The organism is Aeromicrobium sp. REDSEA-S32_B7 (assembly GCF_001626145.1).
GTDB classification, from domain to species: domain Bacteria; phylum Actinomycetota; class Actinomycetes; order Propionibacteriales; family Nocardioidaceae; genus Aeromicrobium; species Aeromicrobium erythreum.
Genome location: NZ_LUNF01000148.1, coordinates 1 through 10,181 on the forward strand (window position 1 = coordinate 1; position 10,181 = coordinate 10,181).

At 72.6% G+C, this 10,181-nt stretch carries 15 protein-coding genes and 1 pseudogene; 11 read left to right on the plus strand and 5 right to left on the minus strand.

What is annotated here, in order from left to right; genetic code table 11:
- The 4 genes and pseudogenes from A6Q79_RS10465 to A6Q79_RS10480 form a co-directional block, all read left to right on the plus strand.
- Positions 1-1,078, plus strand: a 1,078-nt coding sequence (locus A6Q79_RS10465; protein WP_317698120.1) for a hypothetical protein, incomplete at its 5' end; no start/stop codon positions are given.
- Between the two features lie 108 nt (positions 1,079-1,186).
- Positions 1,187-2,023 (plus strand): Abi-alpha family protein, encoded by an 837-nt coding sequence (locus A6Q79_RS10470; RefSeq protein WP_317698122.1) that lies wholly within the window; start codon positions 1,187-1,189, stop codon positions 2,021-2,023.
- A 72-nt stretch (positions 2,024-2,095) separates the two neighbouring features.
- Positions 2,096-2,731, plus strand: a pseudogene (locus tag A6Q79_RS10475) (uracil-DNA glycosylase); the annotation flags it as partial.
- Between the two features lie 64 nt (positions 2,732-2,795).
- A complete protein-coding gene (locus A6Q79_RS10480) occupies positions 2,796-3,890 on the plus strand; it encodes an AI-2E family transporter (RefSeq protein ID WP_317698128.1) in 1,095 nt (364 codons plus the stop codon).
- Between the two features lie 10 nt (positions 3,891-3,900).
- Here A6Q79_RS10480 and A6Q79_RS10485 read toward each other — a convergent pair whose 3' ends face one another.
- Entirely contained in the window at positions 3,901-4,194 is a 294-nt protein-coding gene (locus A6Q79_RS10485) for a WhiB family transcriptional regulator (RefSeq protein WP_067854091.1), read from the minus strand.
- A gap of 119 nt (positions 4,195-4,313) precedes the next feature.
- Here A6Q79_RS10485 and A6Q79_RS10490 point away from each other — a divergent pair, with 119 nt between their 5' ends.
- From A6Q79_RS10490 to A6Q79_RS10500, 3 genes are read left to right on the plus strand one after another with little or no spacing between them, the layout of a single operon-like run.
- Positions 4,314-5,210 (plus strand): MerR family transcriptional regulator, encoded by an 897-nt coding sequence (locus A6Q79_RS10490; protein ID WP_286690706.1) that lies wholly within the window; start codon positions 4,314-4,316, stop codon positions 5,208-5,210.
- 54 nt (positions 5,211-5,264) lie between these two features.
- Positions 5,265-6,131 carry a dihydropteroate synthase gene (folP, locus tag A6Q79_RS10495; protein ID WP_067854086.1) on the plus strand — a complete coding sequence of 289 codons (867 nt, stop codon included), beginning with the start codon at positions 5,265-5,267 and terminating at the stop codon, positions 6,129-6,131.
- Positions 6,124-7,023, plus strand: coding sequence for a glucosyl-3-phosphoglycerate synthase (locus tag A6Q79_RS10500; protein WP_067854083.1), 900 nt, complete (start codon positions 6,124-6,126; stop codon positions 7,021-7,023). The genes folP and A6Q79_RS10500 overlap by 8 nt, the downstream gene beginning before the upstream one ends.
- Here A6Q79_RS10500 and rpsN read toward each other — a convergent pair whose 3' ends face one another.
- The 3 genes from rpsN to rpmB are packed head-to-tail and all read right to left on the minus strand — an operon-like array spanning position 7,024 to position 7,735.
- Positions 7,024-7,329 (minus strand): 30S ribosomal protein S14, encoded by a 306-nt coding sequence (gene rpsN / locus A6Q79_RS10505; RefSeq protein ID WP_286690707.1) that lies wholly within the window; start codon positions 7,327-7,329, stop codon positions 7,024-7,026.
- Positions 7,329-7,499, minus strand: coding sequence for a 50S ribosomal protein L33 (gene rpmG, locus A6Q79_RS10510; RefSeq protein WP_067854075.1), 171 nt, complete (start codon positions 7,497-7,499; stop codon positions 7,329-7,331). The genes rpsN and rpmG overlap by 1 nt, the downstream gene beginning before the upstream one ends.
- Positions 7,499-7,735: a 50S ribosomal protein L28 gene (rpmB, locus tag A6Q79_RS10515; protein WP_067854070.1), complete on the minus strand. Its 237-nt coding sequence runs from the start codon at positions 7,733-7,735 to the stop codon at positions 7,499-7,501. The genes rpmG and rpmB overlap by 1 nt, the downstream gene beginning before the upstream one ends.
- A 55-nt stretch (positions 7,736-7,790) precedes the next feature.
- Here rpmB and A6Q79_RS10520 point away from each other — a divergent pair, with 55 nt between their 5' ends.
- From A6Q79_RS10520 to ykgO, 4 genes are read left to right on the plus strand one after another with little or no spacing between them, the layout of a single operon-like run.
- On the plus strand, positions 7,791-8,054 hold the full coding sequence (locus A6Q79_RS10520; protein WP_286690708.1) for a type B 50S ribosomal protein L31: 264 nt from the start codon (positions 7,791-7,793) through the stop codon (positions 8,052-8,054).
- Positions 8,051-9,184: a GTP-binding protein gene (locus A6Q79_RS10525; RefSeq protein ID WP_067854062.1), complete on the plus strand. Its 1,134-nt coding sequence runs from the start codon at positions 8,051-8,053 to the stop codon at positions 9,182-9,184. The genes A6Q79_RS10520 and A6Q79_RS10525 overlap by 4 nt, the downstream gene beginning before the upstream one ends.
- Positions 9,185-9,193: 9 nt before the next feature.
- The gene (gene rpmF / locus A6Q79_RS10530; RefSeq protein ID WP_067854059.1) at positions 9,194-9,358 is read left to right on the plus strand and encodes a 50S ribosomal protein L32; all 165 of its coding nucleotides are present in this window, start codon (positions 9,194-9,196) and stop codon (positions 9,356-9,358) included.
- 46 nt (positions 9,359-9,404) lie between these two features.
- Positions 9,405-9,527, plus strand: coding sequence for a type B 50S ribosomal protein L36 (ykgO, locus tag A6Q79_RS10535; protein ID WP_023645249.1), 123 nt, complete (start codon positions 9,405-9,407; stop codon positions 9,525-9,527).
- Positions 9,528-9,829: 302 nt separating this feature from the next.
- Here the strand turns inward: ykgO and A6Q79_RS10540 are convergent.
- Positions 9,830-10,181, minus strand: a 352-nt coding sequence (locus A6Q79_RS10540; RefSeq protein WP_317698137.1) for a TSUP family transporter, incomplete at its 5' end; no start/stop codon positions are given.

The following is a 10,181-nucleotide window of genomic DNA, read 5'->3' on the forward strand; positions in this document are numbered from 1 at the left end:
GCAGGGGATCGTGCCGGCCCGGGCGGCCAAGATGGGCTCGATCGCCGTCGACAAGGCGATCGCCAAGCTGGGCACGCCGGCGGAGTTCTACCAGCAGCTGGAGCCCGAGAAGATCGCCGAGCACATCGTCACGGTCTTCCGCCCCGAGCTGCCGCAGCTCGTCGACGAGGTGATGCGCCGCGAGCACCCGCGGCTGTGGCGCGACCTGCCCCGGCCGGTGCGGCAGGCGGTCATCGATCGGGTGCAGGCCCAGCTCCCGAGCGTGGTCGGCAACGTGACGCACGAGATCGGCGTGCACATCGACCAGATCCTCGACCCCAAGATCATGGTGATCGACCACTTCCGGGAGAACCCCGCGCTGGTGGTGCGGATCTTCCGCGACTTCGGCCAGCGCGAGCTCAACCTGATGGTGACCTTCGGCTTCGTCTTCGGCTTCCTGCTCGGCATCCCGGTCGCCTTCATCGACAGCATCTTCGGGCTGTGGTGGGCACTGCCGCTGATGGGCGTGATCGTCGGGTGGGTCACCAACGCCCTCGGCATGTGGCTGATCTTCGAGCCGCCCGAGCCCAAGCGGATCCTCGGCATCCCCGTGCACGGGCTGTTCCTGCGCCGCCAGGACGAGGCCGCCGAGGTCTACGCCCGGATCATCGCCGAGGACGTCATCACCCTCGAGCGGATCGGCGACTTCATCCTCGAGGGCCCCAGCGGCGACCGGACCCGGCAGATGCTGGCCACAGCCCTGCGCCCGGCCATCGAGAAGGCCGCCGGCCCGGCACGCGCCGCCGTGCGCGTCGCGATGGGGCCGGCCCGCTTCGACACCATCCGCGACTCGGTCGCCGAGGAGGCGGTCGGTCGCACGCTCGTGCCCTTCAAGGACCCCGAGTTCAGCAGGCAGCAGTCGGAGAAGATCAGGGTGCTCATCGCGCGGCGGACCAAGGAGCTGCCACCCCGCGACTTCGTGGAGATGATGCGCTCGGCGATCAAGGAGGACGAGTGGATGCTCTACGCCCACGGCGCGATCATGGGCCTGGCCGGTGGCTTCCTGCACCTGTGGATCTTCGGGGTGTCCGGCGGATGAGCAACGGCACCGAGCGTCGTCCCGAGTCCTCCGCGCGTGCGGGGGGAGAAGCCCCACGCGCGCTGTCGGAGCAGGTGGTCCGCGGCCTGGCACACCGGGGAGTGGGGCGTGCGCAGCTACGTCCGCTCCGCCAAGCGCCTGGCCCGGGCCGCCACCGACCGCGACGAGGCGGCGCACCTGGCCCAGGAGGCCACCGAGGCGGCCCAGGTCGTCTCCGACCTCGCCCGGGCGGTCAGCGGCGGCACCCCGGTCGGCACCGCGCTGCTGCGTGCCGCGGAGTCGCTCGGAGCGGTCCGCGACCCGGCCGGTCGCCCCGCGAGTCCGGTCGTGCCCGGCGGGTTCGTGGACGCCGAGGAGCCGCGCGCCCAGTCGCTGCGCGAGCGGGGGGCGGAGCTGCTCGAGCGCTCCCGGGACGTGTGGTCCAGCGAGGCCGGCCATCCGGCGTACGAACGGATGCTGGGGGAGCTGGCCCCCGACGAGGCGCGCATCCTCCTGCTGCTGCTGGAGAAGGGTCCGCAGCCCAGCGTCGACGTCCGCACCGGCGGCCCGATCGGGATGGTCTCGAGCCAGCTCATCGCGCCGGGGCTGACGATGATCGGGGCCCGGTCGGGTGCCCGCTACGTCGAGCAGGTGCCGGCGTACCTCAACAACCTGCACCGCCTCGGGCTGGTCTGGTTCAGCCGCGAGCCGCTGCGCGACCCGATGGAGTACCAGGTCCTCGAGGCGCAGCCGGACGTGCTGGCCGCGATGCACTCGGTGAAGTTCGCCAAGGTCGTGCGCCGCAGCATCCACCTCACGCCGTTCGGCGAGGACTTCTGTCGCACCGTCCTGGTCGACGAGGTCACCGCCGAGGGGACGCTGGTGCGGATGGTGCTGGAGCCCGAGCCCGGCGCCTTCGTCCTCTCGGACCTGTCGTCGGGGCCGGTGCTGTTCGCGACCTGCTGAGCCACCCAGGTGGTCGAGCAGCGAGCGCCAGCGAGCGGGCGTCGAGACCACCGGATCGATAGGTTCGCGTGCATGAGCGCGCTGGCCGGACTCGTGGACAAGGGCCTGATGGCGCCGGACTGGGCCGAGGCCCTGGCGCCGGTGGACGAGCAGGTGGCGGCGATGGGGGCGTTCCTGCGCGAGGAGATCGCTGCCGGTCGCAGCTACCTCCCGGCGGGCGAGAACGTCTTCCGCGCCTTCCGGCGCCCGCTGGCCGACGTCAAGGTGCTCGTCGTCGGTCAGGACCCCTACCCCACGCCCGGACACCCCATGGGGCTCTCGTTCTCGGTGCAGCCCGACGTGCGCCCCGTCCCGCGCAGCCTCGCGAACCTCTTCACCGAGCTGGAGGCCGACCTCGGCGTCCCACGGTCGCCGCACGGCGACCTGAGCGCCTGGGCCGCGCAGGGCGTGCTGCTGCTCAACCGCGTGCTCACCGTCGGCGTCGGCGCCCCGGCCAGCCACCGCGGGATGGGGTGGGAGAAGGTCACCGAGCAGGCCATCCGCGCCCTCGTCGCCCGCGACGCACCGCTCGTCGCCGTCCTCTGGGGACGTCAGGCGCAGGACCTGCAGCCGCTGCTCGGCGACGTGCCGGTGGTCGCGAGCCCGCACCCCAGCCCGTTGTCGGCGTCGCGCGGCTTCTTCGGCTCGCGACCGTTCAGCCGGGTCGACGAGCACCTCAGGACCCCCCCGCGTCCGCGACCGGGCCGTCGTCATCGACGAGGCCTTCGCCACCATGCAGCGCTGGGGCCTGCGTCTCGTCGTGGTGGCCGCGGCCCTCTTCGTGCTCGGCTGGGTGGTCGGCAGCCTCTGGATGGTCTTCTTCCCGCTGTCGATCGCGCTGCTCGTGGCGACGGTGCTGTCCCCACCCGTCAGCTGGCTGCGTCGGCACAAGGTGCCCAGCACGCTGGCCGCGCTCATCGTCATGCTGACGTTCCTCGGCATCGTCGTGGCCACCATCGCCATCCTCACGCCGCAGGTGGCCGGTCAGGCGCCCGCCATCGCCAAGCAGGCCTCCGGCGGCCTGCAGGAGGTGCGCAACTGGCTCACCGACGGACCGCTCTCGTTGTCCGACGGGCAGATCACGCGCGCGATCGCCGCCGTCCAGGACCGCCTGCAGGACAGCGCCGCGGCCATCAGCTCGGGCATCTTCTCCACGCTGAGCGCCGCGACGAACGCCGTGCTGAACCTGGTGCTCATCCTGATGCTGACGTTCTTCTTCATCAAGGACGGGCACCGGTTCCTGCCGTGGCTCGCGACGCTGGGCGGCCAGCGCGCCGGCATGCACGTGAGCGAGCTGCTCGCTCGCGTGTGGGGCACCATCGGCGGCTTCATCCGCACCCAGAGCCTCGTCGCGTTCATCGACGCGGTCCTCATCGGCATCGGTCTGGCGATCCTCGGCGTGCCGCTGGCGATCCCGCTGGCCGTCATCACGTTCTTCGGCGGGTTCATCCCGATCATCGGCGCGTTCGCCAGCGGGATCCTGGCCGTGCTCGTGACCCTCGTGACCAACGACTTCAAGGCGGCGGTCATCGCCGCGCTCATCGTCATCGCGGTCCAGCAGCTCGAGGGCAACGTGCTGTCGCCGTGGCTGCAGGGCAAGACGATGAACCTGCATGCCGGGGTCGTGCTGATGTCGGTCACGGCCGGCGGCACGCTGTTCGGCGTGACCGGAGCGTTCCTCGCCGTGCCGGTCGCCGCGGCGTCGGCGGAGCTGTTCCGCTACCTCAACGAGCAGATCGACCGGAACGTCGACCCGCAGGCTCCGGCCGAGGACAAGCACGCCGCGGACCTGTTGGCCGAGGGCCGGACGGCCCTCGACCCCGACTGAGCCCGGTCGCTCAGGAGGCGATGTCGCGCTGCGACTGCGCCAGGATCTCCGTGCGCTCGTGCTCGGTCAGACCGCCCCACACGCCGTAGGGCTCGCGGGCGGCCAGCGCGTGCTCGCGGCACTCGTTGATGACGGGGCAGGTCGCGCAGATCGCCTTGGCCGCGGACTCGCGGTCGCGTCGTCGTGAGCCGCGCTCGGCGTCGGGGGAGAAGAAGCGGGCGGACTCCAGGCCCTGGCACGCGCCCTGGTACTGCCACTCGTAGACCTCCTGCAGCGGGAGCGGGAGGTTCTTGAGGTTTGCCATCGTGCACTCCTTCGGGAAGCTGCCTCGGGGGACTCGTGCCGGTGAGGTCGTTGTTGTTCAGACCATAACGACAACTTGTTCAGGTTGGCAAGTGGGTGAACAAGTTCTATGATGGGGGCATGGCTTCCACCGATCCGACCACCCAGGCGCAGCAGGCGACCCTGCTGTCCGTGGGCGAGGTCGCGGAGAAGCTCGGCATCCCCGCCTCCACGTTGCGCACGTGGGAGCGCCGTTACGAGCTCGGTCCGTCCGCCCGCAGTGCCGGCGGACACCGCCGTTACGACGCCGCCGACGTCGAGCGACTGCAGCGCATGCACCTGCTCGTCGACAGTGGCCTCGGTCCCGCAGCCGCCGCCCGCGCCGCCATCAGCGGCGACCCGATGGAGCGCACCGAGGGCGCCGACGCCTTCGCCGACGCCGTCATCGCCGCCACCCGCGCCTACGACGCCGAGGGCCTGCGGACGCTGTTCGTGCGCAAGCTCGAGGACCTCGGCACCATCCGCGCCTGGACCGACCACATCGCGCCGTCGATGCGTCGGGTGGGCGAGGAGTGGTACCGCGGCAGTGTGGGCGTCGACGGCGAGCATCTCGTGAGCGACGCGCTGCACACTGCGCTGCGCGCGCGACTCGCGTCACGCCGCACGAAGGGACAGGACCACCGGCCCGTCCTGCTGGCCTGTGCGGAGGATGAGCACCACGTCCTTCCCCTGCTCGCGCTGCAGTGCGCGCTCGCCGACCAGGAGATCGGCTGCCACATGCTCGGGCAGCGCACGCCGTTCAGCGCGATCGCCGGCATGACGATCCGGCTCGAGCCGGCCGCCGTCTTCCTCTGGGCGTCGATCGTCCACTTCGACGGCAGCGCCCTGGCCTCCGTCCTCGACGCCGCGGCCGACCGCACCGACGTGCTGCTCGGCGGCCCCGGCTGGAGCGTCGAGGGCGGCACGCACGTCGCCGACCTGCAGGCTGCCGTCGATGCCGTGCAGCAGGCCATCGTGCGCCACCCCGTCGGGGCGTGAGCCGCGAGCGCCGGTCGAGCAGCGTCGCGTGGGTCCGTCTGGGAGCATGACGTCGTGGCCGACCTGACCTTCCGCGGACGCCGTGTCGTCCGGGACCGGGCCCTCGTGATGGCGATCATCAACCGCACGCCGGACTCCTTCTACGACCGCGGGGCCACGTTCGACCCCACCACCGCGCTCGACGCCGTCCGTCGCGCCGTGGCCGACGGGGCGGAGGTCGTCGACATCGGTGGCGTCAAGGCCGGCCCGGGCGACGCGGTGGACTCCGCCGAGGAGGTGCGACGGACCGTGCCCTTCATCGAGGCGGTCCGTGAGGCCGAGCCCGACGTGGTCATCAGCATCGACACCTGGCGCGCCGACGTCGCCCAGGCGGCCGCCGCGGCCGGGGCCGACCTGCTCAACGACACGTGGGCCGGGCACGACCCCGACGTCGTGCACGTGGCCGCCGAGCACGGTCTCGGGTACGTGTGCTCGCACACCGGCGGCGCCCTCCCGCGCACTCGACCGCACCGGGTGCGCTACGACGACGTCGTGGCCGACGTCGTCGCGACCACGACGCGTGCCGCCGAGGCCGCGGTCGGCGCGGGGGTGCCCCGTGAGGGCGTCCTCGTCGACCCCACCCACGACTTCGGCAAGAACACGTTCCACAGCCTCGAGCTCGCCCGGCGCGCGGACACGCTGGTGGCCACCGGTTGGCCCGTGCTCATGGCGCTGTCGCGCAAGGACTTCATCGGCGAGACGCTGGGCCTGCCGCCGGAGGACCGCCTCGAGGGCACGCTGGCCACCACCGCGCTGACCGCAGCGGCCGGCTGCGCGATGTTCCGGACCCACGACGTCGTCGCCACCCGACGCGTCCTGGAGATGACGGCCACCCTGCGCGGCGAGCGCCCCCCTGCTCGGGCGGTGCGCGGCCTTGTCTGAGGCACGACGCTGGTTCGAGACCCGCACGTTCGACGCGTCGCGCCCGCTCGGCGACCTCGTCGACGCCAAGGCGGGACGTCGGGTCACGGTGATCCTCCCCGCCCGCGACGAGGCCGCGACGATCGGTGCGATCGTGCAGCGCGTGCGCACCGCCCTGTGCGACCTCGTCCCCCTGGTCGACGAGGTGCTCGTGGTCGACTCCCGCTCGGGCGACGCGACCGCCCAGGTCGCGCGTGACGCGGGCGCGAGGGTCATCACGGTCGCCGACCCCGACCCCGCGTTCGACGGCGGCAAGGGTGCGGCCATGCGCACGGGCATCGCCCGGATGCAGGGCGACGTCGGCGTGTTCCTCGACGCCGACGTGACCGGCTTCGACCCGGCGTTCGTGGCCCGCTTGGTCGGTCCGCTGCTCCGCGACCCGTCGCTGGTGCTCGTCAAGGCGTTCTACGACCGCCCCACCCACGACGGCGGCGGCGGACGCGTGACCGAGCTCGCGGCACGCCCGGAGATCGCCCGTCGGGCGCCCGAGCTGGGCGGCTTCGTCCAGCCGCTCGCCGGGGAGTGCGCGTTCGTGCGCGACGCCTTCGTCGACCTTCCTGTCGTGAGCGGCTACGGCGTCGACGTCGGCATGCTGCTGCACGCCGTGCGCAAGCACGGTCTCGACGCCACGGCGCAGGCCGACCTGGGCCGCCGCGAGCACCAGCACCAGGGGCTCACCGCCCTCGGGCGGATGGCTCTGCAGGTGCGGGCGGCGTTCGACCTGGTGCTCGAGGGCCGCGACGTCGTGGTCGACGAGCGCTGGGTGCCGACGCGCCGGGCCGACGGCACGCCCGACCTCGTGCCCGAGCGGGTGGAGACGCGGCTGCTCCCCCCGCCCGGCGCCGACGGCTGACTACCAGCTCGACTTCGTGATGCCGGGGAGCTCGCCGCGGTGCGCACCCTCGCGGAAGCGGATCCGCGAGAGCCCCGCGACCCGCAGGTGGCCCCGGGGCCGACCGTCGACCTGGTCGCGGTTGCGCACGCGCGACGGCGAGGAGTCACGCGGCAGACGGGCGAGGGCGCGCGACGCGTCCATCCGCTCGGCCATCGACAGGGTGGTGTCGCGCGACGCCGCGCGCAGCGCGTCACGTCGGTCGCGGTAGCGCTCCACGGTCTCCTTGCGTCGCTCGTTGGCGACGATCTTGCTGCGCTTGGCCATCAGCGCTCCTCCTTGAACTCGACGTGCTTGCGGATCTTCGGGTCGTACTTGCGCAGGACCAGCCGGTCGGGGTCGTTGCGGCGGTTCTTGCGCGTGACGTAGGTCGTGCCCGTGCCGGCGGTCGAGCGCAGCTTCACGATCGGGCGCAGCTCGTTGCCCCTCTTCGCCATCAGAGCCGCTCCCCTCGGGCGAGGATGTCGGCGACCACGGCGTCGATGCCGCGGACGTCGACCGTCTTGATGCCGCGCGCGCTGAGGGTGAGCGTGACGTGGCGGCCGAGGCTGGGCACCCAGTACCGCTTCTTCTGGACGTTGACGTCGAAGCGCCGCTTGGTGCGACGGTGCGAGTGCGAGACGTGGTGGCCGAAGCCGGGGGTGGCCCCCGTGACCTGGCAGGTGCGCGACACGGCGACCTCCTGTGTAGAATGACAATCGTTCGCAACAGACTACCGGAGATCTTTCGTGAAGAAGAACCAGCACCCCCGCTACGAGGAGGTCGCCTTCCGCGACCGCTCCGGCGACCTCCTGCTCGTCACGCGCTCCACGCTCCCCGAGCGGCTCCCCGCCGACCACGAGACCGTCGAGGTCGACGGCCGCACGCTGCCCGTGGTCGACGTCGACGTGTCGAGCGCCAGCCACCCGTTCTGGACGGGCAAGGGCCGCGTCGTCGACACCGAGGGCCGCGTCGAGCGCTTCCGCCGCCGCTACGGGCAGGGCGGACGATGAGCCCCGCCCCCCGTCGCAGCCGCCGCCGGATCCTCGAGCGCAGCGTCCCTGCCGTGCTGGTGACCGGCATCGGCGACGCGGCCATGGAGGCGGTCACCGTCGGCCTGCAGTTCGACCTGCCCTCCGCCGTCGTCGTGCGCCACACCCTCGACGTGGAGAACCAGCAGCTCACCCGCGTCGTCAGCGACCTCACCGGTGTCGTCGAGCGGCACGTGCACGAGCTCGAGCACGCCTGCGTGGCCTGCGCGCTGCGCGAGGACGTCGTGCCGACGCTCGAGCGGCTCGCCGCCAGCGGTCGCTGGGGCACCGTCGTCGCGCACCTGCCGGTGGCCGCCGAGGCGCTGCAGGCCTGCCGGGTCATCGAGTCCTACGCCGACGTCGCACCCCACGTGCACGTCGCCGCCGTGGTCGCGGCCCTCGACGGCGAGACGGTGCTGGGCGACCTGCTCGGCGACGACCTGCTGCACGAGCGGTCGCTGCACACCAGCGACGACGACACGCGGGGCGTGGCCGAGACCGCCGCCGCCATCGTCGAGTACGCCGACGCCGTCGTGCTGGCAGGGGCGTCGTCGCCCGACGCCCGCGACCTGCTCCGTGCGCTCGCGCGCCCCCAGGTGCCCGTCGTCGACGACCCGTCGGCCCTCGACGCCGGCCCGCTGGTCGACGGGGCGCACCTGCACGCCGTGACCGAGGCCTGGGTCGACGTCGTGCGCCGCGGCGAGCTGCCGCGGTACGCGTCCGAGCACGTGTGGACGCTCGACCTGCGCTCGGACCGCCCCTTCCACCCCGACCGCCTGCTCGAGAGCATCGAGCGCATCGGCGGCGGACCCCGACGCTCGCGCGGGTCGTTCTGGCTGCCCAGCCGGCCCGCCGACGTGTGCGTGTGGGACGGTGCCGGCGGCCAGCTGAGCATCGGCACGGCGTCGCCGTGGGGCGCGAGCGCCCCGCTCACCCGCATCGTCGTGCACGGACTCGTGTCGGGGCCGCTCGCGAGCACGCCCGACGACGTGCAGGCCGCCTTCGAGCACTGCCTGCTCACCGACACCGAGATGGCCGAGCGCGGCCCCTACTGGGAGGTCGTCGAGGACGGCCTCGAACCCTGGCTCGGCGACGTCCGCCGCGCCGCCTGAGGAGGAACCATGGCAGTCCCGAAGCGCAAGACCTCACGCAGCAACACCCGTCACCGCCGCTCGCAGTGGAAGGCCACGCGGCCCGACCTCGTGCCGGTGACCGTCGACGGCCGCACCGTCCACGTCCCGCGGCGGCTCGTCAAGGCCGTGCATCGCGGCCTCGTCGACGTCTGAGCACCTCGCCGCCCGACCCCACCCACGCCCGATCCCAGGAGGAACCATGAAGGTCCGCAACTCGCTGCGCTCGTTGAAGAACCAGCCCGGCTCGCAGGTCGTCCGCCGTCGCGGCCGCACCTACGTCATCAACAAGCAGAACCCTCGCCTCAAGGCTCGTCAGGGCTGACGCAGCCGCCTGGCGTGTGGGAGGTAGGTGACGCGCGCTTCCTGGGCGTGGGCGGTAGGTGACGCGCGGATACGAGCTCGCTTTCCGCGCCTCACCTACCTCCCGGCGTGGGATACGCGCGCCACCTACCGCCCACCCAGGCCGCACCCCGAGATCCGACCCGACGCCCCGCCCGGTCGAGGCCCCCTCGAGGGCCACTTCCAGCGCGAGCCGAGGCAGCGCACCAGCAACCGAAGACCCTCGCAGGCAGCGCAGCAGCAGCTCGCGACCGCACCCACGACGTCACCCAACGTCAGGCGATGTCACGCGACGAGCTGCTGCCAGGTGTCCCACCCGATGCGCAGCGTGAAGGCGCACACGACCACCACGAACACCGCCCGCACGAAGCGGCTGCCGCGCGCCACCGCCAGCCGGGCACCCAGGTAGCCGCCGGCCACGTTGCTCACCGCCAGCACCGCGGCCACCTGCCACATCACGACACCCTGCGGCACGAACACGACCAGGGCGGCGAGGTTGGTCGCGAAGTTCGCCAGCTTCGCCTTCCCGCTGGCCTCGAGGAACCCGTAGCCCAGCACCCCCACCAGCGCGAACACGAAGAACGAGCCCGTCCCCGGCCCGAGCGCTCCGTCGTAGAAGCCGACCGCGGCGCCGATG

What these genes read in the sequence shown, in the direction of transcription:
- A6Q79_RS10490 (WP_286690706.1), top strand. Translation starts at nt 4,314, where the DNA reads ATGGCTTCCACCGATCCGACCACCCAGGCGCAGCAGGCGACCCTGCTG.
- rpmF (WP_067854059.1), top strand. Translation starts at nt 9,194, where the DNA reads ATGGCAGTCCCGAAGCGCAAGACCTCACGCAGCAACACCCGTCACCGC.
- rpsN (WP_286690707.1), bottom strand. Translation starts at nt 7,329, where the DNA reads ATGGCCAAGCGCAGCAAGATCGTCGCCAACGAGCGACGCAAGGAGACC.
- A6Q79_RS10525 (WP_067854062.1), top strand. Translation starts at nt 8,051, where the DNA reads ATGAGCCCCGCCCCCCGTCGCAGCCGCCGCCGGATCCTCGAGCGCAGC.
- ykgO (WP_023645249.1), top strand. Translation starts at nt 9,405, where the DNA reads ATGAAGGTCCGCAACTCGCTGCGCTCGTTGAAGAACCAGCCCGGCTCG.
- rpmG (WP_067854075.1), bottom strand. Translation starts at nt 7,499, where the DNA reads ATGGCGAAGAGGGGCAACGAGCTGCGCCCGATCGTGAAGCTGCGCTCG.
- A6Q79_RS10485 (WP_067854091.1), bottom strand. Translation starts at nt 4,194, where the DNA reads ATGGCAAACCTCAAGAACCTCCCGCTCCCGCTGCAGGAGGTCTACGAG.
- A6Q79_RS10480 (WP_317698128.1), top strand. Translation starts at nt 2,796, where the DNA reads ATGCAGCGCTGGGGCCTGCGTCTCGTCGTGGTGGCCGCGGCCCTCTTC.